The sequence below is a fragment of the Vibrio superstes genome (assembly GCF_003569005.1).
GTDB classification, from domain to species: domain Bacteria; phylum Pseudomonadota; class Gammaproteobacteria; order Enterobacterales; family Vibrionaceae; genus Vibrio; species Vibrio superstes.
Genome location: NZ_BCUR01000004.1, coordinates 478,654 through 503,949, shown reverse-complemented (window position 1 = coordinate 503,949; position 25,296 = coordinate 478,654). Strand labels below are relative to the sequence as shown.

Annotated in this window: 20 protein-coding genes; 7 read left to right on the top strand and 13 right to left on the bottom strand. The window is 45.1% G+C overall.

Translation table 11 applies throughout. The features are described from left to right. The first annotated feature begins 115 nt into the window (after positions 1–115). Positions 116–841 carry a tRNA1(Val) (adenine(37)-N6)-methyltransferase gene (locus tag D5I41_RS10310; protein WP_119009725.1) on the top strand — a complete coding sequence of 242 codons (726 nt, stop codon included), beginning with the start codon at positions 116–118 and terminating at the stop codon, positions 839–841. 74 nt (positions 842–915) lie between these two features. Further along, positions 916–2,136, top strand: coding sequence for an ATP-dependent RNA helicase SrmB (gene srmB / locus D5I41_RS10305; protein ID WP_119009724.1), 1,221 nt, complete (start codon positions 916–918; stop codon positions 2,134–2,136). A 38-nt stretch (positions 2,137–2,174) separates the two neighbouring features. Here the strand turns inward: srmB and D5I41_RS10300 are convergent, their stop codons facing one another. The 4 genes from D5I41_RS10300 to D5I41_RS10285 form a co-directional block, all read right to left on the bottom strand. Beyond that, a complete protein-coding gene (locus tag D5I41_RS10300) occupies positions 2,175–2,603 on the bottom strand; it encodes a VOC family protein (RefSeq protein WP_119009723.1) in 429 nt (142 codons plus the stop codon). Between the two features lie 32 nt (positions 2,604–2,635). Further along, entirely contained in the window at positions 2,636–3,196 is a 561-nt protein-coding gene (locus tag D5I41_RS10295; RefSeq protein WP_119009722.1) for a GNAT family N-acetyltransferase, read from the bottom strand. Between the two features lie 51 nt (positions 3,197–3,247). Continuing rightward, a complete protein-coding gene (yaaA, locus tag D5I41_RS10290; protein WP_119009721.1) occupies positions 3,248–4,021 on the bottom strand; it encodes a peroxide stress protein YaaA in 774 nt (257 codons plus the stop codon). A gap of 105 nt (positions 4,022–4,126) precedes the next feature. Next, complete coding sequence (locus tag D5I41_RS10285; RefSeq protein ID WP_147094823.1) at positions 4,127–5,623, bottom strand: alanine/glycine:cation symporter family protein; 1,497 nt, start codon at positions 5,621–5,623, stop codon at positions 4,127–4,129. A 401-nt stretch (positions 5,624–6,024) separates the two neighbouring features. Between D5I41_RS10285 and D5I41_RS10280 the strand changes: the two genes are divergently transcribed. Continuing rightward, the gene (locus D5I41_RS10280) at positions 6,025–6,210 is read left to right on the top strand and encodes a DUF3545 family protein (RefSeq protein ID WP_119009719.1); all 186 of its coding nucleotides are present in this window, start codon (positions 6,025–6,027) and stop codon (positions 6,208–6,210) included. Between the two features lie 57 nt (positions 6,211–6,267). On the opposite strand, the gene D5I41_RS10275 is transcribed toward D5I41_RS10280, so the two are convergent. From D5I41_RS10275 to nfo, 3 genes are all read right to left on the bottom strand, one after another. After that, the gene (locus D5I41_RS10275) at positions 6,268–6,819 is read right to left on the bottom strand and encodes a hemerythrin domain-containing protein (protein WP_119009718.1); all 552 of its coding nucleotides are present in this window, start codon (positions 6,817–6,819) and stop codon (positions 6,268–6,270) included. Between the two features lie 70 nt (positions 6,820–6,889). Next, positions 6,890–7,570, bottom strand: coding sequence for a uracil-DNA glycosylase (gene ung, locus D5I41_RS10270; RefSeq protein ID WP_119009717.1), 681 nt, complete (start codon positions 7,568–7,570; stop codon positions 6,890–6,892). Between the two features lie 240 nt (positions 7,571–7,810). After that, positions 7,811–8,662 carry a deoxyribonuclease IV gene (nfo, locus tag D5I41_RS10265; protein ID WP_119009716.1) on the bottom strand — a complete coding sequence of 284 codons (852 nt, stop codon included), beginning with the start codon at positions 8,660–8,662 and terminating at the stop codon, positions 7,811–7,813. 319 nt (positions 8,663–8,981) lie between these two features. Here nfo and grcA point away from each other — a divergent pair, with 319 nt between their 5' ends. Next, complete coding sequence (grcA, locus tag D5I41_RS10260) at positions 8,982–9,359, top strand: autonomous glycyl radical cofactor GrcA (protein WP_017026874.1); 378 nt, start codon at positions 8,982–8,984, stop codon at positions 9,357–9,359. A 123-nt stretch (positions 9,360–9,482) separates the two neighbouring features. Here grcA and thrC read toward each other — a convergent pair whose 3' ends face one another. From thrC to thrA, 3 genes are read right to left on the bottom strand one after another with little or no spacing between them, the layout of a single operon-like run. Beyond that, positions 9,483–10,763 (bottom strand): threonine synthase, encoded by a 1,281-nt coding sequence (gene thrC, locus D5I41_RS10255; protein WP_119009715.1) that lies wholly within the window; start codon positions 10,761–10,763, stop codon positions 9,483–9,485. After that, positions 10,760–11,722: a homoserine kinase gene (thrB, locus tag D5I41_RS10250; RefSeq protein WP_119009714.1), complete on the bottom strand. Its 963-nt coding sequence runs from the start codon at positions 11,720–11,722 to the stop codon at positions 10,760–10,762. Before thrB ends, thrC begins: the two co-directional genes overlap by 4 nt. Positions 11,723–11,724: 2 nt before the next feature. Beyond that, positions 11,725–14,184 (bottom strand): bifunctional aspartate kinase/homoserine dehydrogenase I, encoded by a 2,460-nt coding sequence (gene thrA, locus D5I41_RS10245; RefSeq protein WP_119009713.1) that lies wholly within the window; start codon positions 14,182–14,184, stop codon positions 11,725–11,727. A 427-nt stretch (positions 14,185–14,611) separates the two neighbouring features. Here thrA and D5I41_RS10240 point away from each other — a divergent pair, with 427 nt between their 5' ends. Together D5I41_RS10240 and arcA are read left to right on the top strand one after the other, a co-directional pair. Continuing rightward, positions 14,612–15,124, top strand: coding sequence for a hypothetical protein (locus D5I41_RS10240; protein ID WP_119009712.1), 513 nt, complete (start codon positions 14,612–14,614; stop codon positions 15,122–15,124). A 417-nt stretch (positions 15,125–15,541) separates the two neighbouring features. Next, complete coding sequence (gene arcA, locus D5I41_RS10235; protein WP_017026869.1) at positions 15,542–16,255, top strand: two-component system response regulator ArcA; 714 nt, start codon at positions 15,542–15,544, stop codon at positions 16,253–16,255. 67 nt (positions 16,256–16,322) lie between these two features. Here arcA and D5I41_RS10230 read toward each other — a convergent pair whose 3' ends face one another. The 3 genes from D5I41_RS10230 to mnmL form a co-directional block, all read right to left on the bottom strand. Continuing rightward, entirely contained in the window at positions 16,323–16,787 is a 465-nt protein-coding gene (locus D5I41_RS10230; protein WP_119009711.1) for a hypothetical protein, read from the bottom strand. Positions 16,788–16,837: 50 nt separating this feature from the next. Then, a complete protein-coding gene (gene arcB / locus D5I41_RS10225) occupies positions 16,838–19,207 on the bottom strand; it encodes an aerobic respiration two-component sensor histidine kinase ArcB (protein WP_119009710.1) in 2,370 nt (789 codons plus the stop codon). Positions 19,208–19,293: 86 nt separating this feature from the next. After that, the gene (mnmL, locus tag D5I41_RS10220; protein ID WP_119009709.1) at positions 19,294–20,232 is read right to left on the bottom strand and encodes a tRNA modification radical SAM protein MnmL/YtqA; all 939 of its coding nucleotides are present in this window, start codon (positions 20,230–20,232) and stop codon (positions 19,294–19,296) included. A 522-nt stretch (positions 20,233–20,754) separates the two neighbouring features. Between mnmL and gltB the strand changes: the two genes are divergently transcribed. Beyond that, positions 20,755–25,296, top strand: a complete 4,542-nt coding sequence (gene gltB, locus D5I41_RS10215; RefSeq protein WP_119009708.1) for a glutamate synthase large subunit — start codon at positions 20,755–20,757, stop codon at positions 25,294–25,296.

Genomic DNA, 25,296 nt, shown 5'->3' with positions numbered 1-25,296 from the left:
CTAAACCAAAAACCAACAGAACACCCAGAAATAATAACAAAACCATTGCATACACCGCATTTGCATAAAACAAAGCACAATTCTCGTTACAAACAACCTAGGGTTCAATCTAGCCATGACGACAAAAACAAAGAACTTCCAGTTCAAGTCATTCTCTATTTGGGGAGGTAATAGTGGCATGCCAGTGAGCACCGACGGGGTGCTATTAGGCGCTTGGACAAATGTGACTCGCAGCAACAAGCTTATTGATATTGGCACAGGCACGGGGTTGCTGGCTCTGATGTGTGCGCAGCGAAACACTGAACTGGATATTGTGGCTGTAGATATTGATCACTCTGCGATTGAAGCGGCAAAAACGAACATTGACGCTAGCCCATGGGGAGTGCGTTTCCGACTGTATCATTCGGATATCGCCTCCTTCTCAAAATCAAATAAGGAAACATTTGATACCATTATCTGTAATCCTCCTTATTTTAATTCAGGTGAACAATCCTCTCTGACCACAAGAGCGACCGCGAGACATACTGACACCTTATCTCACCCAGACCTTCTAGACTCTTGTAAAGCGCTACTCTTAAGTAGCGGTAGCGCGAGTTTTATATTACCCGTAGAAGAAGCCAAGCAGTGTATTTTGCGCGCTACCAACAACGGTTGGCACTTGAGTCGATTGTGTAAGGTAAAAACCACACCCAAGAAAGCTTACACCCGCTACTTGTTTGAATTGCAATTGGGTATGGATAACAGCGGTCCAACCGAAGAAACAGAGCTCATTATCCATAAAGGTGATGGCTATAGCGCGGAGTTTGTTGCGCTAACACAGAGTTTTTACTTAAAGATGTAAATAAGAGTGTGACGTGCGTCACCATTAAACTATAATACTTTCTTTTATCGTCCACCCGTTTGCGGAGCACTGCAGTGTTAAGAACTTTTGCTGAGTTAGATTTAGACCAATCCCTTATTAAAGCCATAGAAGAAATCGGCTTTGAAAGGCCAACAAAAGTACAAAGTGAAGCGATCCCTCAAGCCCTGGACGGTAGAGATATCCTAGCTTCTGCCCCAACAGGCACAGGTAAAACCGCGGCTTTTGTACTTCCTGCGTTGCAATACCTTTTAGACTTTCCACGTCGTCGTGGCGGTCCAGCACGAGTATTGATTCTGACTCCTACTCGCGAGTTGGCGATGCAGATTACGGAACAAGCTAAAGAATTAGCAAAACATACCAGCCTTAATATTTTCACCATCACCGGTGGTGTTATGTATCAAGACCACGCTGATATCCTATCAACTACTCAAGACATTGTGGTTGCGACGCCAGGTCGATTGATGGAATACATCAACGCAGAGCGTTTCGACTGCCGAGCTATCGAATGGCTAATCTTAGACGAAGCTGACCGAATGCTAGACATGGGCTTTGGCCCAATCGTAGACCGACTGTCGAACGAGTGTCGCTGGCGTAAACAGACGCTATTGTTCTCAGCAACTCTTGAAGGCAAAGGCGTTGAAGGCTTCACCGAAGGCCTACTTAAAGACCCTGCAGAAATTGATGCACAGCCTTCACTAAAAGAACGTAAAAAAATTCAACAGTGGTATCACCGTGCCGATGATGCAGAGCATAAGCTAGAACTGCTTAAGTACATCATTACCGAGCAAGCGGAAAGAAGCATTATCTTCCTGAAAACGCGTGAACGCCTTGCAGAGCTTCGTCAACAACTGGACAGTGCTCAAATCCCTTGTAGCTGGATCCAAGGTGAGATGCCTCAAGATCGTCGTAACAACGCGATTGCTCGCTTCCGTGATGGCCAAGTGAACGTATTACTGGCGACCGATGTTGCCGCTCGTGGTATTGACTTACCAGACGTTAGCCATGTAATTAACTACGATTTACCTCGCACCGCTGATGTATACCTTCATCGTATTGGTCGTACAGCGCGAGCAGGCAAAAAAGGTAACGCAGTATCTATCGTTGAGGCGCACGATCAACCAATGATTGACCGTGTTGAGCGCTACACGAAAGAAGCGATCAAAGAACGCTTCATCAAGGAGCTTCGCCCTAAACACAAAAAACCAGTGTTTAAGAAGAAGAAAAAGAAGCCAGCTGCAAAAACCGCAACCAAGGCTAAGAAAAAGAAGAAATAATACAGTCCCCGGCTCTTTGAGCCGGGGATTTTTCTTTGTTACTCAATCAGTAAACTACCATCTTCATTGAACTGCCAAAAATCGGCATGAGCTATTTCCCAATAATGCCCATCTGGATCTCGAAAATAACCACTGTAACCCCCCCAAAATACTCGCTGAGCGGGCTTAACCAGAGTGCCACCCGCTTTTACCGCAAGGTCTAGGATCTCATCCACCTGATGCTGTGCTTTGGTGTTATGCGCTAATGTCATCATTGGTGCTTGGTTTTGATAATCTGGCAGGTTAATTCCAATATCTTCAGCCAATTTATGCATTGGATAGAGGGCTATACAAACTCCCGACGTTCTGAAAAATACAATATCTTGCTCTTCAGTGTAGCTAGAGGGAAAGCCAAGTGCGGAATAGAAGGCATGCGAGCGCTTCAAGTCTGACACCCCCAATGTAATGATGCTTACTCTCGCTTCCATTATTTTACTCCCAAATAAATGACTCCCTTAGTTTAGGATCGTCTCGAGCTTAACCACTGTGATTTGGTGAGTTTATAAAGACAGTGCCAGCTAAGAGGAGAATCAGCACCGAGCTTTGGGTGCTGGAAGTCTTTTTCAGTATTGTGCATACCTATCTTCTGCATTACTCGCTGAGAGGGAAGATTGCTCAATGCTGTTAGGCTGTAGATAGTATCGAATGGCAACTGTGCGAAGGCATAGGTAATTGCTGCACTTGCTGCCTCCGGGGCTAAGCCTTGTCCCCAAAATGCTTGCTGCAATCGCCAAACCACTTCCACAAAATGAGTGTCCAGAATGCCATCTTCGGCCAAGCGTTGCTGCAGTCCCACCATACCGACAAATTGATGGGTTTGCTTGCATTCTACAGCCCACATTCCCCAACCTTGCTTGTCGAGTTCTTCAGACAAGCGTCGCGCTGATTCAACACTTTGCATTGGGGTCAATGTACTGGGGAAAAATCGCATCACCTCAGGAGTGAGGTTCATCTGCACAAAGGCATCAAAGTCGGTAGGCTTCCATGTTCTTAAAAGCAGTCTGGGTGTTTCTAGAATCATGGGTGTATCCTTATATTAAACCCAGCAAGAGCTGGGTTTAATGGTTAACCGTTATTGTTGGTCTCGCTTAAAGACTAACTCTCTCGGCGTCGAATCCGTATCACTAAAGTAGTAACCCGCGTAGTCAAATTGCTTTAGAGCATCGAGGCTATCGACTTGATTCTGAATGATGTATTTTGCCATCATGCCTCTTGCCTTTTTAGCAAAGAAACTAATCACCTTATACTGGCCGTTTTTCAGGTCTTTAAACACAGGGGTAATAACTCGGCCTTGGACATTCTTTGGCTTAACCGCTTTAAAGTACTCATTTGATGCTAGATTGATCAGAAGATCATCACCTTGCTCAGCTAAGGTTTCATTGACCTTCTCTGTGATCTTATCTCCCCAGAAATGATACAGATTACTGCCTCTATTATTGGCGAGTCTTGTTCCCATCTCTAGGCGATAGGGCTGCATAAGGTCCAATGGCTTTAACAGCCCATACAGGCCCGATAGCATGCGGAAATGGCGCTCGGCATAGTCAAAGTCTTGCTCACTGAATGTCTCTGCCTCTAGTCCTGTATAGACGTCACCCTTAAAAGCAAGGATCGCTGGACGTGAGTTGTCTGGTGTAAAGGTTTTGCTCCATTCTTGAAAGCGGGCCACGTTCAGTCCTGCAATCTTATCGCTAACTTTCATCAAGCCAGAGATATCCACTGGAGTCAGTTTTTTACACACCTTCACCAACTCCGCTGAATCAGCAATAAAATCAGGTTGTGTATAGCGCTCTGTTGCCAGTGGTGATTCAAAATCTAGCGTTTTTGCCGGTGAGACTAAAATCAGCATACCAATGTCCTTTACTCGGGTTTCTTACCATATGTTCTCTAGAGTATAAAAAAAGCCGTGCTAAGTCAGCACGGCTCTTACTATTGTTTTAATCGGCGTAGTCGATTATTTGTTTCTTTGCACCTGAGCCTTGAGCTCTTCGTGGTCGTCCCAGATACCCTCTTCTAGTTGAGAGTGAAGCTCTGGGTAGTCTTTAGCGTTAAAGGTTGGCACCTTGCCCGCTTTTAGCTGTTGATTATAGTCTTTTGCCAGCTTCACTACGATGCCAGACAGTAGCAAGATAGCCACCATGTTCACTATCGCCATCAAGCCCATAGAGACATCAGCCAATACCCAGACAATATCTATACTTGCAACAGAACCAAACAATACCATGCCAAGTACAATCACACGGAAGATGTTAAGACCCGCTTTGTGGTTGTGCTCAAGGAAAATAAGGTTCGTTTCTGCATACGAGTAGTTCGCAATAATAGAAGTGAACGCAAAGAAGAAGATTGCGATTGCAATAAATGAGCCACCCCAATTGCCAACCTCTGAAGTCAATGCTCGCTGAGTTAGCTCAATACCAGTCATTTCACCTCCTGGTACATATTCTCCAGAAACAAGAATAATTGCTACAGTTGCAGAACAGATGACAATAGTGTCCATAAATACACCTAACATCTGCACATAACCCTGTGATGCAGGGTGCGGTGGGTAAGGAGTTGCAGACGCAGCTGCGTTAGGAGCAGAACCCATACCAGCTTCATTCGAAAACAAACCACGTTTGATGCCATTAATCATCGCTTGCGTAATAGCGTAACCTACGCCACCAGCAGCTGCTTCTTGTAAACCGAATGCACTCTTGAAAATAAGAGCTAATATATCTGGCACTTTATCCAAGTTAGTGAACATTACAAACAGCGCGAGGCCTAAGTAAGCTAACGCCATAAAAGGAACAATAATTTCAGCTGTTCGGGCTATTTTTCGAATGCCACCAAAAATAACGAAAGAAGCAAGAGCGGCAATAAGTACACCACCGATAAGTGCATTTCTATCAAATTCAAACTCACCAATAGATAGCATATGCGCAGGAAGTGCTAAGTCATGGATGACAGCATTAACAATTGCATTTGCTTGAACGGCATTAAAAACCAAACCAAACGCAATGATGAGGAAAATAGAAAACAATGCCCCCATCCAACGCATGCCTAGACCTTTTTCCATGTAGTAGGCAGGTCCGCCACGGTAGTTACCGTCTTCATCTTTAGTCTTGTATAGCTGTGCCAGAGCACTCTCAGCAAATGATGTTGCCATGCCTAACATAGCAATTAGCCACATCCAGAAGATAGCACCAGGGCCGCCCAAAGTTAGTGCTACCGCAACACCGGCCATATTACCGGTACCAACACGGGCAGCAAGACTGGTACAAAGTGCTTGGAAAGAAGAAATACCAGCTTTATCGGCTTTGCGGCTGTTTTTCAGGACACTGAACATGTGACCAAAGTGTCTGAACTGAATAAAACCAAGACGAATGGTGAAGTAAATACCACCACCAACAAGTAAATAAATAAGAATTGATCCCCAAAGAAGATCACTCATTAAATTGATTAAGTCTGTCACATCAACCTCGTACTCAAATAGGCTCGATTAAGAGCAATGGAATGGTTACTACTCGGTTTTTTTATAATTTGACCTGAGTATTGTAGATGGCAAACGATTACCCATACACCATTCTTCGAATTACAGTTTTCGAGCGCATCATGCCGTCATCGACATCAGAAATCAAATTGCACACTTTTTCGTATACTTTTCATACAGCTATGTTATTGACCAGTGTGAAATAGCCCTCATTGACGAACAAAAGCTTCACGATTGAGAAATAATTGCGAAACAGTTCAAAGATAAAGTGGCAATGTTCATGGTAATAATGTCGGCAAGCTTGCTTAGCTGGTTAAAGGGTTTTTAACCCACGCTAGGTAATCGCTAGAAAAGTACTTAATTACAGTTAGAAGGGATAGCTTATGGATGGCTTGCAACTTGAAAGTATCTTTGAATCACAAGAAAGTGGGACTCGCAGAGGTCGCTCAAAACCGGTAAAACGTAAGTGGCGTGAAATTGAAGCAATCAAAGATCGTCAGAGACTACAAAAGGAGTTGTTAGATTTGGACGTGTGCAGTGAATATCGCTTAGAAGACATTCAGCTGTAAAACGGATTCCCTTGAAAGACAAAGGATGGGTCTAACCCATCCTTTTTTATATCTGTACTAAATGCACTCTTCATCCGTTTGCTTGACTCTAGCAGCCAGCTGCTTGTACTTATCAGCAATAGTCTCACCAAATACAGGGTCGTCTTCTTGTGCACCCCATTTTTTCTCAAGAAATTGCCAATCTGAAGTGCTAAAAGTTTTATTGATCAAAGGTAGAACTTCACGCTCCTCAAGATCCAGATGTCGTTTTTGCTCTTGAATAAAGGTTTCAAGTTGCTGTGAAAATACATCCAAAGGAACCACAGCATCTTGCAATACCATCTCCACAACATCCAAAAATTCGTGCGTTGTCTTAGATAGGACTATGTGTTCGGCTTCAAGATTGCTGATCTTATCTTGCTTGCCATACTTCTCAATAAAGTAATGATAAATAAGGTCTTCTTTAGGATGGTGCGTTTTTTCAGAGTGATCGCAAAGATAATCAACAATCTCTTTTAACAAGGTATAGTTGATCGGTTCTTCACTTTTCAGTTGCGTCAGTTTCTTCCTCAAGATCGCGAGCAAGCGCACCATGTACCCGTGCTCGCGACGGATCCTTTCAATCATCATGATTCATCCCTCCATATCAATAACTAACTTAAGTTTAAGCAATTTTACCGATCTATGTTTTAGGGATACCTCAAAAAAGCGTCAAATTAGCCGTTGGGATATGCCAGTTTATGCCGTTTTTGCCGCATTGATCTAAATAGTGGTTAGCTAAGGAAAAATGTCGGCAACCAAAAAAGCCACGTCGGGCCGATAATGGAGATGGATGCGGTGACGTTAATATACAGTGATCATCCGCATTGATGCTGGCCACTTTTTTCTGAGCGTGCGCTCCCCAAAGTATAAAAACGATATTTTTCTGCTGGTTAACCAAATACTCAATGGCTTTTTGTGTGAATATCTCCCAGCCACTTTTCGCATGAGAGTGGGCTTTGCCTTGTTCAACTGTCAACACTGTATTCAGTAGCAGCACGCCCTGCTCTGCCCAAGACTTTAGATAGCCATGATCTGGCACCTCAAAGCCTTCAATGTCTTGTGAGAGTTCTTTGTAGATGTTGCGAAGAGAAGGCGGGATCTTATTACCCGGCAACACTGAAAAGCTAAGACCGTGGGCTTGATTTGGGCCGTGATAAGGGTCTTGACCAAGAATGACCACTTTAGTCTTCTCTATCGGTGTCTGCTCAAATGCTGCAAAAACATGTTCCGGTGCAGGGTAAATGGCTTTACCTGAAGCCCGCTCTTCATCGATAAAAGCTTGTAGGATTTGGAAGTACTCTTGCGAGCGCTCCTGTTCAATAAAATCTTGCCAACTCAATGCCGTCTTCTCTATCTCTTTGTCACAATAAAGAAGATATTGGCATACTGAGTCGGATTTAGGTATTACTTCTTTTTAGTACTGCGCTGAGGAGAGCGATGGTGACCTTGACCACGTTGACATGGACGAGCTTGAGGGAAGATAGATGTAAACATGGCACACTCCAATTCTATTTGTGACGGCTGTCACTTTAAGTAATGGAAGAAGCGTGCCAATAAAGCAAACTATTAGAAAAATAATTTAAAGTGCGAACGCTCGCAGGCTTTGAATCTCATCTTTCCATATCTCAGGCTCGATGGTCTCTAGGATCAGCGGGATTCCATCAAAACGGGAGTCCTGACAAATGTACTTAAAGCAATCCCAACCGATTTCTCCAGCCCCCAATGAGTGGTGTCGATCGACCTTACCACCCAGTACTATTTTTGAATCATTGATGTGCATTGCACGCAGATAGTGCATACCCACTACACGATCAAACTCTGCAAATGTCTCCTCACACGCTTCAAACGTTCGTAGGTCGTACCCTGCAACAAAGGTGTGGCAAGTATCGATACATACGCCAACGCGGCTTTTATCTTCAACCTGTTCAATGATCTCGGCTAGGTGTTCAAATCGCCAGCCGAGGTTAGTACCCTGCCCTGCGGTGTTCTCAATAACCGCTATGACATTCGGTACAGCTTTGTGAGCAAGGTTGATGGATTCAGCAATACGCGCCAGGCACTCTGTTTCTGAGATTTTCTTTAAGTGACTACCTGGGTGGAAATTCAATAGCGTCAAACCAAGTTGCTCACAACGCTCCATCTCATCAATAAATGCGGCGCGAGATTTCTCTAGCTTTTCTTCTTCAGGGGCACCCAAATTTATCAAGTATGAGTCGTGTGGCAGGATCTGCTCAGATTTGAACCCTAACGCCGTACAGTTTTTCTTGAACGAATCAATGCTTTTTTGCGTTAAAGGCTTAGCCACCCACTGTCGCTGATTCTTAGTAAACAAGGCGAAGGCATTTGCACCAATTTCTTTTGCTCTAAGAGGAGCGTTTTCTACGCCACCAGCGGCGGAGACATGCGCGCCAATAAACTTGTTTGTCGACATAAAAAGTTCTCTTTATCTTCTAATTGTTGTCACTTACACCACGATATACTCGACGCATACAGCAACAAACTTGATACAAATGTTGTTAAAAAACTACACAATAACAGCTAATTTCGCCAATCTTGTTAAAGATCGAACTGTAAATCAATGAATTAATTATAACTTGATCATAGTCATGGAAAACACCTTAAAAAAAATATGGTTTTTAGTTGTTTTTTGACGTAAATCAATATTAAAATGGCAAACATGCAGTGAGCGATTGAAAAAGCTCCAAGTTTATCCGTAAATCGAACCCACTTATGTGGCTGAGGAGAAAATTATGATCCAAGGAATTCAAATCACTAAGGCAGCTAACGATGAGCTTCTAAACTCTATCTGGCTACTAGATTCTGAAAAGAACGAAGCTCGTTGTGTTGTTGCAGCGTCTGGCTATGAAGCAGATCAAGTAATCCCTGCTTCAGATCTAGGTGACTACGAGAGCCGCGAAATCGCTATCGAAAAAGCACCTAAAATCGAAGGCGGTCAGCACCTAAACGTGAACGTTCTTAAGCGTGATACTCTAGAAGACGCTGTTAAGCACCCAGAGAAATACCCTCAGCTAACTATCCGTGTATCGGGCTATGCTGTGCGTTTCAACTCTCTAACGGCTGAACAACAAAAAGACGTTATCGCACGTACTTTCACTGAGTCTCTATAATCTAGAGCTTTAGTAAAAATTCTAAAAGCCTGGCAATTCACGTTGCCGGGCTTTTTTGTGTCTATAGCTTGCCACAGACATAAAAAAACGGCGCCTGAGCGCCGTTTTTTTATCTACAGAAGATTACTGTACTTTTCTCAACACTGTTTTTAACAGGTCAAAATCATTAGCAAGATCTTCTGACAACAGGTCCATCGCAGCATGCTTTGCCAGAGGTCCTGGTAATTCGATATCAGTACCTAGGATATCATCGACCACTTCTTTGAACTTCGCAGGGTGAGCAGTGCATAGGAACAGGCCAGTTTCACCCTCAGCAAGTTGCTCTTGAAGAGCACGGTATGCAATCGCGCCATGAGGCTCACATAGATAGCCTGAATCGTACAACTCCTTCACGCTCGCGGCACTTTGCTCATCCGTTACGGCTGCGCTACCAAGAGTATCTAATCCCCAGCCTTCGCGCTGACAAAGCTCTTCAATACGAGGCCAGTTATTTGGCTGGCTAACATCCATTGCGTTTGAAGTAGTAGCAACCGTTGGTTTTGGCTCCCACTTACCGGTTTCTAGGTAGCGTGGCACAGTATCATTGGCATTAGTGGCTGCGATAAAACGCTTGATCGGCAGGCCTAAGGCCTTGGCAAGCAAGCCTGCTGTTAGGTTGCCAAAGTTACCACTTGGCACTGAAATCACCAGATTCTCGCGCTCTGACTTGCTCATTTGAGCAGCCGCTTCAAAGTAGTAACAGATTTGAGCCATCAAACGGCTGATGTTAATTGAGTTCGCTGAGTTCAGCCCAATCTCTTGACGTAGAGCTTCATCATCAAATGCTTTCTTTACCAATGCCTGACAGTCATCAAAGTCACCATCAATGGCAACAGTATGAATGTTCTTACCAAGCGTACAAAATAGCTTCTCTTGAAGAGGGCTGATCTTGCCTTTTGGATACAGAATAACGACGTTGATATCCGCCATGCCGTAGAAGGCATGAGCAACCGCTGCGCCTGTGTCACCTGAGGTTGCCGTCAAGATAGTGATCTTGCCACCCTTAGAAACCGTTGCTAGTGACTGAGCCATAAAGCGACCGCCAAAGTCCTTAAACGCGAGTGTAGGACCGTGGAACAACTCTAGTGCATAAGTGCCGTCTTTAACTGATTTGATAGGCGCTGGGAACTGAAATGCGGTATCTACCATCTGAGAGACTTGAGACTCAGAAAGCTCATCACCAATAAGCGCCGAAAGTATCTTACTGCTTCGGGTTACAAAGTCTTCCTCGAGCAACGCGTCGATGTTATCGAGTGCTGGGATATTGGTTGGGAAAAACAACCCTTGATTGCGACCTAACCCCTGACGAACCGCTTGTCCAAAAGAGACCTGCTCGTCATTTTCTTTGATGTTATACAGCTTCATAATTTACTTCCTGTTACTTTCGAGCCCTGCTGATCTATCTTGCAGATGTGCACGAATCCTTCATCATTTTGTACATAATTAACTTCAAGCCAAGATTTGACTCGCTCCGCAACCTCTAAACTATCACAGATAGTAAACATTGTGGGACCACTGCCTGAAATTCCTGAGGTCAGAGCGCCTGCGGTTGCCGCATAGCTGCGAGCTTCAGGGAAACCTGGCAATAGACGCTGTCTATAAGGTTCAGCAATGACGTCTTTGATCATCTTAGCGGCAAGCTCGGGTTGGCCTGAATAGCTAGCATGAATAAAGCCAGCTAAATGACGCCCATGAGCGATGATGTCTTGTCTACGGTATTGAGCCGGCAAGATCTCGCGCGCGGCAGCTGTGGACACATTGATGCCAGGATAAGCCATTACCCAGTACCAGCTGTCAAAACTCGGCACCTCTTGACTGATAATGCCAAGCTCTTCAACCATCAACTGCACGCCACCAAGGTAGCAAGGTGCGACATTGTCGTAGTGAACACCACCTGAGATTTCGCCTTCCATTTCCCCCATTAACGCCAACAATTCTGTTTCGTTAAGCGGATTGTCATGGAACTGATTCAGCGCATCCAATGCCGCGACAATAGAGCAAGCACTTGAGCCCAAGCCCGAACCGATTGGCATGTTCTTCTCTAGGGTCATTTCAAGGTGACGCATAGGCTGTCCCTTGCTCGACATTTCACGAGTAAACACCTGCCAGCAGCGATACACAATATTTTGTTTCGCATCAGCAGGTAGCTTTGCAACAAAACGGCCCGCTGTTTTTAGTTCAAATGCAGATTCACCAGCAGTGACCATCACTCGGTCACCAAGCAGCGTGCCATCAACAGGTGATACCGCTGCTCCTAGCACATCAAAGCCAACGCTCACATTACCGATTGATGCTGGAGCATAAACACAAACACTCTCTTTCATGTTTAGATCCCCAGTTTCCAGCCCAATGTACGCATAACATCAGAGAATACACCAGCAGCAGTTACCTCAGTACCCGCACCGTAGCCACGCATAACCAGTGGAATTGGTTGGTAGTAACGGCTATAGAATGCTAGGGCATTTTCACCATCTTTAACTTTAAATAGAGGATCGTCTTCATTGACTGCAGCAATCGTCACGCGACATTTGCCATCAACGATTTCACCTACATAGCGAAGTACCTTGCCTTCTTCTGCCGCCTTTTGCGACATTTCCGAGAAGTACGCATCAGCTTGAGGTAGACGTTCGACAAACTCTTCAATAGAGCCTGAGTCATCAAAGCCTGGTGGTAGCGCTTGGTCGACAACAACGTCTTCTAGTTCTATGGCCATGCCGGTTTCACGAGCTAGGATAAGCAGCTTACGCGCCACATCCATGCCTGATAGGTCATCACGAGGATCTGGCTCAGTAAAGCCATTTTCCATTGCAACCTTAGTCGCTTCACTCAGTGTCATTCCTTCATCTAGCTTACCAAAGATGAAAGAAAGGGAGCCGGATAGGATGCCGTTGAACTTAACCAGTTCATCACCTGCATTGATTAGGTTTTGTAGGTTTTCGATCACTGGCAAGCCCGCGCCAACCGTTGTTTCATACATGAGTTTACGACGAGAAGAGCGCGCCACCTGACGAAGCTGATGGTAGTACGCCATGCTTGCTGTGTTGGCCTTCTTGTTCGGTGTAACGACATGGAAGCCCGCTTGAAGGAAATCAGCGTATTGTCCCGCAACATTCTCACTTGAAGTACAGTCCACTAATACAGGGTTGATGATGTGGTTGCGCTGAACCATTGCGCTTAGCGACGCTAGGCTGAACTTCTCGCTTGCATTGTTCATACGGTCACGCCAATGCTCAAGGTTTAGGCCTTCACCGTCGAGTAACATGCCTTGGCTGTTTGCTAGAGCACATACGCGAATGACAATCCCTTTCTTGGCCAGTTTCTGTTGCTGACGAGCCACTTGATCCACAAGCTCACCGCCAACACCACCTACGCCAACGACAAATAGGTCAAGGAAGTGCTTAGAGTTAAATAGGTTTTCATGACACGCCTTGATCGCCTTAGAGATCTTATCTTCAGGGATAACGGCTGAGATTGCGCGCTCAGATGAGCCCTGAGCAATAGCGGTAATGTTCACGTTCACCTGAGTTAATGAGGTGAAGAACTTAGACGCTACACCGCGAGAGGTGCGCATACCATCGCCTACCAGCGTTAAAATAGCCACGTCATCAATAAATTCTACAGGCTCTAATAGGCTGTCTTTTAGCTCTAGCTCAAACGCCTCTTCAAGTACTGATTTAGCTCGCTGACGATTCGCCGCTTCGATACAGAAACTGATGCTGTATTCTGAAGAAGACTGAGTAATAAGAACAATAGAGATACCAGCCGAGGACATAGCGCCAAATACGCGGCTCGCCATACCTACCATGCCCTTCATTCCAGGACCTGATACGTTGACCATTGTTAGCTCATTTAGGGTAGTAATACCCTTAATGTCCAGATTATCTTCACCGGTATCTAGGCCAATCAAGGTGCCTGCACCTTGCGGATTAAAGCTGTTCTTAATGAGACATGGGATATGGAACTGAGCAATAGGAGCGATGGTCTTGGGATGTAAAACCGATGCACCAAAATAAGAAAGCTCCATCGCTTCTTGGTAGCTCAGAGATTTTAATAGGCGTGCATCTTCTACTAGGCGAGGATCACAGTTGTAGACACCATCAACATCTGTCCAGATTTCACAGCAGTCTGCACGTAAACATGCAGCCAATACTGCCGCTGAATAATCAGAGCCATTACGACCTAATGTCACTAGTTCACCCTTTTCATTGCCGGCAGTAAAGCCAGGCATTAGGTGCACTTGTCCTTTTGGAAGTGGAGATTGAACAAAGTTTTGCGTTGAGACGTCAACATCAACCATAGCTTCAAGGTAGTCACCTTTAGCGTATAGGTATTGAACTGGGTCTATAAGACCTGCTGCTTGGCCTTTCGCTTCAAGAACCGCTTTCATCAGGCGAATAGAGACTTTCTCACCCTTACTGATGATGCGAGCATTAACATTGTTTGGGCACATGCCTAAAAGCTTGATGCCTTGAACAAACTCAACCAGATTATCTAGAGACTCCTTAACTTGAGCCTCAAACTCTGCGAGTTGAATGTTAGGTAGCTCTTTCTTTATCTCGTTAGACAACCCAGTAAAAGAGTTGCGCAGCTCTTTGATTTGCAGCTCAGCATCTTGCTTGTTTAAAGCTGCTTCGATGATCGCTACCAGCTTGTTGGTGGTTTTCCCTGGAGCTGACAGCACTACTGCTAACTCTTCCTGATCCGCATTATTCGCAATGATGTTCGCCGCTCGCAAAAATCTATCTGCATCCGCTAGCGAAGATCCTCCAAATTTCAATACTCGCATTCCATTCTCCCTGAGCTAAAAATTGTAAAAAAAAAGGCCTGTATCTGGTGGGATACAGGCCTTTTTTAAAAAATGTTTCTTTCAGCAGCCTGCCCCAACACTCGTGGTGCTGGTAATAATCATTCGGGTAATCAGGCTACGTGTATTCATCAGTATGTTTTAATCAATCTATTTTCTTTGTCTGGCTCTAGAATTACCTATTTTGCTTTAATTCGTCAACGACAAATTAACAAAACAGATTAATTTTTCATTTTTGGTAATAAAAATGAGACTACAGCCGTCACATAACAGCATGAAAAATTTAGCTAAAAAAAGGAAATGCACGATATTGCATAGACTAGACAGACAAATTATAACTAACAGATTGGAAAATCGTCTTTTCTCCATCCATAATTGATACTCTTCAAAGGACTGATTAGGAGGCAAAATGCGATTGAATCTTCGTACTGCGATGCTTTTTGCTGCGCTAGTCTTACCTTTGTTGCTCACTACATTTGCTCGCGCTGCTTCTGATTTTGACAACGAAGCCGAGTACGATGACAGTGCCATTACCCTTAGCTCTCAATCCCCTCACAAGCTTTTTATGTCTGCAGACTCCACCTCTGGTGAGCAGTTTGATGAATGGCGAATGGACACTGGGTATGCCTACTCTGTCCTCGATAACATAGACCTATTTGTCGCGACCCGAATCTCAAATTCAGGTGATAACCAACCCAACCGAGGATTCCTCAGTGGTGTTAACTATCAATTAAACCAAAAACTGTCTCTGAACAGTGCTATCTATACCTCGGCAGACTCCAAAGAGGAACGCATCACAGACTCCATGGGCGCTGAACTATCAGGTAAATATATGCTTACCGAAAGCCTTAACCTAAAAGCGACGCTAGATTATGAAGACTGGCAAAGTGCCATCGAAGTCAAGCTAGGCTTCAGTTTTTAAGGTTTTCTTACACATGATTTTTACACCTGCGTAACGATACCCCCTTTAAGTCACATGATGAAACGCAGTTCTGTAACTTAGTAACAGCGAATATAGAGCTACATCACGGTTTTTCACTGCCTTTTCGAGACATTGTTAAAAATATCGATTGATTTAAATCAATAAAGTGAAATAAATTAACAATGACCGATTGTTAGAAAGCTGTTAAGTCGGTATGATGCGCAACTAATTTGGCTAAGAATGAAAGATACTTACGGACTTATAGGTATCTTAGAGAATTTCCAAGGAGGGGGACATTGAGGTTCAAAAGGTCATAAGTCGCATCAATATGTATGCACAAAATGATTACCTTAATGTTATTTTTTTGCCTAGAATTTATATATTTAAAACCCATTACACATAGTTTAGGTAGAGCCAATGCAAACCCCTAACATTCTTATTGTAGAAGACGAACAAGTTACTCGTAGTACCCTCAAGAGCATCTTTGAAGCTGAAGGATACAGTGTATTCGAAGCTATCGACGGCGACTCTATGCATCAAGTGATCTCTGAGCACTCAGTAAACTTGGTGATAATGGATATCAACCTACCAGGTAAAAATGGTCTACTTTTAGCTCGTGAGCTAAGAGAGCAAGCGAACGTTGCACTTATGTTCTTAACAGGTCGTGACAACGAAGTTGACAAAATCTTGGGTCTTGAAATCGGCGCTGATGACTACATCACTAAGCCTTTCAACCCTCGTGAACTGACTATCCGTGCTCGTAACCTTCTATCTCGTTCAATGAATGTGAGCAAAGATGAAGAAGAAAGCAAAAACGTTGAGAAGTACACCTTCAACGGTTGGGTTCTAGATATCAACAGTCGATCTTTGGTTAATCCAAACGGCGAAGGCTACAAGCTACCTCGTTCTGAGTTTCGTGCCCTACTTCACTTCTGTGAAAACCCAGGCAAAATCCAAACTCGTGCAGAATTGCTGAAGAAGATGACTGGACGTGAGCTTAAGCCACACGACCGTACAGTAGACGTAACTATCCGTCGTATTCGTAAGCACTTCGAATCAGTTGCTGGTACTCCAGAGATCATCGCGACCATTCACGGTGAAGGCTACCGCTTTTGTGGTGACCTAGACTAATAGTCGATTTTATACTGATTATAAAAAAACCCAGCGAGCGCTGGGTTTTTTCGTTTCTGGGACCAAGCTAGTAAACCGTATCCACATCAACGGACTTTTCCACCAGCCAGATTTTTTGAACGTCGTTCTCTAGCTCTACCGCCACGTCAGCAGACTCAAAATTACCGTCGTAGTATTCCGTCTGTTTAAATGAAATCTTCCACTGCTTTTCAGTGATCGCTTCTACATCAAAAGCATCAGCGTCAATTTGCAGTGCCTCACCATTGTGTCGAATCCAGATTGAGGTCACACCCAGATCCGCTGGAATGGCATCATTTGACGTCAGGATTAAGCTGCCATGCAGTGGGATAGAATGCGCCTCGTCAAAGGTCGGCATTTTGTTGCCCCACATAGTTGACTCAAGTGTCACGCTGGTTTGCTCAACCTGTGCTGTGGGTGCAGCTTCCATCCAAGGCACTTCTTCACCGGTAGAGGCGCAACCGAACAACAACGCAGAACTGAGTAATACGGTTCCTAATACTTTAACTCTCATGGCTGACTCCTGTACGTAAACCATTATGAATGTATTTGATTATAAACTTATTATTTATCAAACTCTTGCTCAATCCAATCTTTAAGAACATCTATATCCGATAGATAGCTTGTTTTTATCTCATCGATCCAATCATTGATGTTCTCCCACCACGCAGGCAATTCTGGTGACTGAGCTTGTTGAGCGACCATTTGAATGCGCTTGAGTCCAACCGATCCTGCTGCACCTTTAATTTTATGCGCTTCAGAGACAATTGCCTCTTGATCCCTAGCCACCAAGTTGGAATCCAAGATAGCGACATATTCAGGCATCATCTCTTTGAACAGCTGTACGCTATCCAATACCGGCTTTTTACCTACAATCTCTATATAAGAGGTGAGCATCTCTTTATCAACCAGCTCATCTGTTACCACTTGCTCTACAGTAGAGTCTTCGAGTACAGACTTGGTGGCGTGGGTTTTTTCATCGACGCTTTGATCATCTAAATAGCAAAGCTTCTTCAATATTTTTCGCAGCGCTTTTGCCGACAACGGTTTGCTAATCGCGTCCTGCATACCAGCCTCTCGATAAGCGGTTTTGTCCTTCACAAGGTTAGCCGTTAGCGCAACGATAGGAGGCAGATTGGTATAGCGGTTTTGTAGTTCTTTAGCGATATCAAACCCGGTCATATCCGGCAATTGTATATCCAGCAGCACTATGTCGTATTTGGTGGGCTCAAACTTACTCAAGGCCTCTTTGCCAGTCATTGCCACATCAACTGAATGACCAAAGCTGTTGATCAATGAGCGCGCCACTGTGATATTGAGTTCAATGTCCTCAATCATAAAGATAGAAAGGGGACGTTGCAGAGGCTCAGGGTTTTCAACAACCTCTGTCATTCCTTTTCCGCGCGGTACAATAATCTCTACAGTAAAGGTACTGCCGTGCCCCAATTCACTATTCGCGTAGATGTCACCACCCATTTTTCGAATCAAGGATTGAGAAACAGCTAGGCCAATGCCGGTGCCCACCGCATGTAGATTCCCTTCTTCTGACTTCACCTGATAATACATGGCAAAGATCTTCTCAAGTTCAGATTCTGGGATCCCGACACCGGTATCTTCTATTTCAAAGCGGATGGCTATTTGGTTATCTTCTGTAGGATCAGCACTCACATTAACGAATACCCCACCTTCAGCGGTAAACTTCATCGCGTTGCTGATTAGGTTCCACAACACTTGGCGCAGTCGTGTAGCATCAACAACGATGCTATCGGGCATATCAGTCAGCCTTTCTAACTCAAACCTTAGGCTTTTTTGTTCTGCCATAAGGCGCGATAAGCTATCGAGCTCAGTAACAAAATCATTAAAATTCAGCTCTGATGGCACAAGCTCCAGTTTATTGCGGTCGAACTTATCTATATCAATGATATCGTTAAAGATATGCCCCAGTGTAATCGCACTGACATTGATGGTTTGCATATACTGGCGCTGCTCTTTATCGAGACTGGTGCCCAACAGCATTCTACTGAGACCGACGATGCCGTTCAGTGGCGTTCTTAACTCATGACTAATGGTAGAGATAAAGGTAGTTTTGTCTCTACTCGCCTTCTCTAGGGATTTTTCATTGAGTTTACGCTCTGTGATATCACGACCAAAGCCCACCAAACCAAGGTGCTGGCCATCTTTATTGAAGAATGGCACCTTACGTAATTCAAAGTAGGCCTTTCTCCCATCAGGGTACTCGAGCCACTGCTCGTAAATGAGCTCTTCTTTGTTTTCAAACACGATCTGATCGGTTTCTACGATCTGTTGTGCGATCTCTTTTTTATAAACCTGCCATGGCGTTAGGCCAACGAGTTCTTTTTCCGTTTTACCTGTCAGTTTTTCTACCGCTTGGTTACATCCAGAAAAGACGCCATCGGCGGTGCGGTAATAAAACAAATCCGGACAGGCATCAATAAATGAGCGAAGTAGTGCTGTTCTCTCAGAAAGGGCTATCTGGGTGACTTCTCGCTGAATCACCTCATGCTCAAGATCCAACATCGCTTGCTCTCGGGACTCCTCAGCGGACAAGCGCTCCTTCATCTCAAGATTCAATTTATCTAGGTTCTGGGTAAGCTGATTATTGAGTTCGAGGTCTCGCTCTCGCATATCACTGAGTTTAGAAACCAATTTTGAGAGGCGACGGCGAGACTCTTCAAGTTGTTCAACCACTATTGAGATAAAATACACCGCCCAAGGCGTCATGATCAGACCAAAAGCGAGGGAGCGAAGCATGTGCTTATACTCAAACTCTTCTGCTAAGACCCAGCTAATACCTAGCTGTACCAAGATCGCCAAAGTGATCAATGCAACGGCAATGAGAAAAGAGAATCGATAGATCCCGAGTTTAACCAGTAGATCGACGTAGTATTGTGAGTAGGTTTTCAGCTGTTTCATCAAGCAGTCCAATTGCTGTAACTGCTTGTAGTCTATCTTGCCTAACCATAAAAGTAAGTAAGGCAAGAGAGTAATTTAGAGGTGAGTTAGCTCAACACCGGCTTAGTGTAGATGAAGGGTTGCTCAACAAGAGAGCCCTGCGCACCATCGCGATCCAACGCTCGCCCTATTTCAGTCATCGCTAGCCAGCGGTTTTCGCACCATAATGGGGATAACAAAGTCGGTCTGCGCGCAGCCGAAGAGACACGGTGATAAACCACCTCTGGAGGTGTCATTCGAATCAATTCCGACGCAATATCAACGTAAACCTCTAGCTCTGGAGCTTCAAGTTTTCCTGCTTTCCACGCCTTAGCCATGGTGCTGCCTTCCACAATATGTAAGCCGTGCAGCTTAATACCATCAGTCCCAACTTCGAGCACTTTTTGCAGTGTTTCAATATTGTCTTGTTTGGTCTCTTTAGGCAGACCCACAATCAAGTGCGTACACACCTTAATGCCATTTTCACGAGCTTTCTTGGTGATCTCTGCATAACACTCGAAGTCATGGCCACGATTAATACGCTTTAGCGTACCGTTGTTTGCCGTTTGCAGACCCAACTCTAGCCAGATTTCATAGCCTTTTTGCTTGTACTCCACCAGCAGATCCATCACCGCATCAGGAACACAGTCTGGGCGTGTTCCAACACAAAGCCCCACTATATCGGCAGACTCTAAAGCTTCTTCATACATGTTTCTAAGGACCTGAACCTCAGCAAAGGTATTGGTATACGCCTGAAAGTACGCAAAGTACTTCTTAGCGCGCTTTATTTCCTTGGAGCGGTCGCTCAATTGAACTTGGATTGCTTGTGCTTGTGTCGATTCATCAACAAATGATGAAACGTTGCAGAACGTACAGCCACCACGGCCAATCGTGCCATCGCGATTGGGACAGCTAAAACCACCATGAAGAGTCAGTTTATGCACCTTTTCGCCGTAACGACGCTGAAGGTCCTGACCTAGTGTATTGACGAGTTCATGTAACTGCATTGGAGTATTAACCTGTAAAAGCGATTTATGGCTGACATCCTGTCATGAAACTAAATTACATCCCTGCAAGCAAAGGTCGCGTATTTTAGCATTTTCGTCTTTTTATATCGACGGGTATTTTTTGTACTATCTATTCACGCAAAGGGTTGCATGTGAATATAAACGCAGATTTGTTAACTAAATGTAACCAATAACTGTTCATAAAAAATCCATTTTGGTGCAACTTTAGTTGGAATTAAGCTAGACAAAATTGTAGGATAGTTACAACTATCGCCTAAAATCGGCTCATTTAAAGCCTTCGATTTAGATGAATAGTCGGTCATATTCCACACCTACCTTTATAAGATTCTATTAATCAGAAGCTAAATATTGGAAATGACCAAGGAATGTTTTTCTCGCAAACTTTTCAGCGAGAGACGGAATGGAAGCAGGCTAATGCACACAATTAGCCCTTAAGAAGACAATTATAAGGAATGGCACGGGAGTACTCCCACTGCCGTATTAGATTGGAAGGATTTACCTATGTTGGATAGAGAGCAATCAGCCCAGGGTTTATATACTCCTGAATTGGAGCATGACGCTTGTGGCATCGGTTTTGTTGCTCACCTCAAAAACCGAAAATCTCATCGAGTAGTAACTCAAGCATTGGATATGCTAGCCCGTATGGAACACCGCGGTGGCCAAGGCTGTGATCCATGTTCAGGTGATGGTGCAGGTATCCTGCTTCAGAAGCCACATGAGTTTCTACTAGAAGAGACTGTTAAACTGGGCATTCGCCTGCCGTCTTTCGAGAAATACGGTGTGGGTGTCGTACTTTTCCCTCGTGATGAGTACAAACGTGCACAGTGTCGCGACATTCTAGAGCGCAACGCGCAACGACTAGACCTTGAAGTTCTAGGCTATCGCGTTCTGCCTACTGATAACTCTATGCTGGGTGCCGATCCATTAAGCACTGAGCCTCAATTCGAACACGTATTCATTACAGGTGGCCCAAGCACAACGCCTGAAGAGCTTGAAAGAAAGCTGTACGTTCTGCGTAACTATACTGTTCGAGTATGTCTGGAAAGTGTTTCTAACATTGGCGATGACTTCTACATCAACTCACTGTCTTATAAGACATTGGTTTATAAAGGTCAGCTAACCACAGAGCAAGTACCTCAGTACTTCCTTGACCTACAAAACCCAACCATGGTGACTGCGCTTGCCTTGGTACACTCACGCTTCTCAACCAATACCTTCCCAAGATGGCGTCTGGCTCAGCCTTTCCGCTATATTGCGCACAATGGTGAGATCAACACAGTTCGCGGTAACCTGAACTGGATGAAGGCGCGTGAAGCGATTCTTGAATCTGACCTATTCAGCCAAGCTGAAATCGATATGCTTCTACCTATCTGTCAAGAAGGTAGCTCAGATTCATCCAACTTTGATATGGCGCTAGAGCTTCTAGTGCTATCCGGCCGCACTCTTCCGCATGCTCTGATGATGCTTATCCCAGAAGCTTGGCAAGAAAACAAAAACATGGACCCTAAGCGTCGTGCTTTCTATCAGTACCACGCAAACATCATGGAACCATGGGACGGCCCTGCATCAGTATGTTTTACTGATGGTGTTCAAGTAGGTGCCACACTAGACCGTAACGGTCTGCGCCCATCTCGCTACACAGTGACTAAAGATGACTTCCTAGTTATGGCATCAGAGTCTGGCGTAGTAGAAATTGAACCAGAAAACGTTGAATTCCGTGGTCGCCTACAACCTGGCCGCATCTTCGTTGCCGATCTAGAGCAAGGTCGCATCATCTCTGATGAAGAAGTAAAAGATTCAATCTCAAACGCTCAGCCGTATGAGAAGTGGGTTGAAGAAAACCTATTGAGCCTGAAGAAGCTGCCTGACGCAGAGAACGAATTCAACCAACCTTCAGCTGAGCGCTTACTGCATAAGCAACAAGCATTCGGTGTTAGCTCAGAAGAAGTCAACGAAATCATTGTACCAATGGCAAAGGAAGGTAAAGAGCCTCTTTCTGCTATGGGTGCTGACTGGCCACTAGCGGTGCTATCGCACCAGTCTCAACACCTTTCTAACTACTTTAAGCAGTTGTTTGCTCAGGTAACCAACCCGCCAATCGATCCAATTCGTGAGCGCATGGTTATGTCTCTGAATACTTACCTTGGTAAGGATCATAACCTACTGACAGAAACACCTGAACACTGCCAAAAAGTAGAGCTTGAGTCTCCTGTTCTATCAAACTCTGAACTTGAGAAATTGCGTGCTATCGATAATGAGCACCTGCAAGCTAAAACTCTGGATATCGTATTCCAAGCAGGCGAAGACAAAGGCAAGCTAGAGCGTGCCCTAAAACGTATCTGCCAATACGCAGAAGATGCAGTAGTCGATGGCTACTCAATCATCCTTCTGACTGACCGTGCAGTGAACTCGAACCATGCCGCAATCCCTGCGATGCTGGCAGTGGGCGCAGTACACCACCACCTAATCCGTAAAGGTCTACGTGCTAAGTGTGACATTGTTGTTGAGACGGGCGACGCTCGCGAAACGCACCACTTTGCAACGCTAATCGGTTACGGTGCTAACGCAATTAACCCTTACCTAGTTATTGAAACTATGGTTGATCTGCAACGTACTAAGAAGCTAGATCCAGAAACACACATTAAAGACCTATTCGAGAACTACCGTAAGGGCGTGAATGGCGGCCTACTGAAGATCTTCTCTAAGATGGGCATCTCAACACTGCAGTCTTACCACGGCGCTCAAATCTTTGAGGCACTCGGTATCAGCAAGTCTGTTGTTGATAAGTACTTCACGGGTACGGTTTCTCGTATTCAGGGTCTAACCATTGATGACATTGCCAAAGAAGTAATGGTTCGTCACCGTATCGGCTACCCGACGCGTGAGATCCCAGTACAACTGCTCGATGTCGGTGGTGTTTATCAGTGGAAACAACGTGGTGAGAAACACCTGTTTAACCCAGAAACCATCTCATTGCTACAGCAGTCAACTCGCAATAAAGACTTTGCTCAGTTTAAGCAATACACCAGCGCTGTTGACAGCCAAGGTGATAATGCAGCCACACTGCGTAGCCAGTTAGATTTTGTCAAGAACCCAGCAGGCTCTATTCCAATTGAAGAAGTAGAACCAATCGAAAGCATCCTGAAGCGCTTTGCCACAGGTGCAATGTCATTTGGCTCTATCTCTTACGAGGCGCACTCTACCCTTGCTGTTGCTATGAACCGCATCGGTGCGAAATCAAACTCAGGTGAAGGTGGTGAAGACCCATCTCGTTTTGAGCGCAAAGAGAACGGCGATTGGGAGCGCTCTGCTATTAAACAGGTAGCTTCAGGTCGCTTCGGTGTAACCTCTTACTACCTAACCAACTCTGATGAAGTTCAGATTAAGATGGCGCAGGGTGCTAAGCCAGGCGAAGGTGGTCAGCTACCGGGCGATAAAGTCGATGACTGGATCGGTGCAACGCGTCACTCCACTCCAGGAGTTGGCTTGATTTCACCACCGCCACACCACGATATCTACTCAATCGAAGATTTGGCTCAGCTAATCTACGACTTGAAGAACGCAAACCGTGCTGGCCGCGTTAACGTGAAGCTGGTATCAGAAGCGGGTGTAGGTACCATCGCATCAGGTGTAGCGAAAGCGAAAGCCGACGTGGTTCTTATTGCTGGATTTGATGGTGGTACAGGTGCATCGCCAATGTCATCTATCCGTCACACTGGTTTGCCGTGGGAGCTAGGTTTAGCTGAAACTCACCAAACCCTGCTGAAAAACGGTCTACGTAACCGTATCGTTGTTCAGTCTGATGGCCAAATGAAGACTCCTCGTGACCTTGCAGTGGCAACACTACTTGGCGCTGAAGAGTGGGGCGTGGCAACGGCAGCATTGGTTGTTGAAGGCTGTATCATGATGCGTAAGTGTCATAAAAACACCTGTCCTGTTGGCATCGCAACTCAAAACAAAACTCTGCGTGAGCGCTTTGATGGTCGCGTAGAAGACGTTGTGACCTTCTTCCAGTACATGGCTGAAGGCATGCGAGAAATCATGGCTGAGCTTGGCTTCCGTACTATCGAAGAGATGGTTGGTCAGTCTCACAAGCTAAAAGTTCGTGAAGATATCGCACACTGGAAATACAAAAACCTAGATTTGACGCCTGTTCTGCATGTAGAACCAGCGCGTGCAGAAGACGGCGTATTTAACCAGATTGAGCAAAACCATAATCTTGAAGATGTATTGGACCGCAAGCTTATCCAAACGGCGATTCCTGCTCTAGAGAATGGCGCTGCTGTTGAGGCTGAATTCCCAATCATCAACACCGACCGAAGCGTAGGCACCATGTTGTCTAACGAAATCTCGAAGGTGTACAAAGACCAAGGCCTACCAGAACCAATGAAAGTTAAGTTCAACGGTAGCGCAGGCCAGTCATTTGGTGCGTTCCTTGCTAAGGGCGTGAAGTTTGAGGTTGAGGGCGACGCGAACGACTACTGGGGTAAAGGCCTATCTGGCGGTACGCTAGTACTCTACCCTGATGCTAACTCAAGCATCATTCCTGAAGACAACATCGTTGTAGGTAACGTTTGTTTCTACGGTGCAACCTCAGGCGAGTCTTACATCCGTGGTCTAGCTGGCGAGCGCTTCTGTGTTCGTAACTCGGGCGCGAAAGTTGTTGTTGAAGGTGTCGGCGACCATGGTTGTGAATACATGACCGGTGGTGCAGCAGTAATCCTTGGCTCAACAGGTCGTAACTTTGCTGCTGGTATGAGTGGCGGCGTCGCATACGTTTGGGATAAAGGTGGCGATTTTGAAAGCAAGCTTAACGCTGAGCTTGTAGACCTAGACCCTATCGAAGCAGAAGACAAAGCTCTGCTACTCGATATGTTAACTAAACATGTTCAATTCACAGGAAGTGAGGTTGCTCAGTCTTTCCTAGACAACTTTGAAGTGAGCTTACAGTCAATGGTGAAAGTAATGCCACGTGACTACAAAGCGGTTCTTCAGAAGCGTAAGGCAGTCGCTGAGCAACAAACAGAAGCGGAGGCAGTTTAA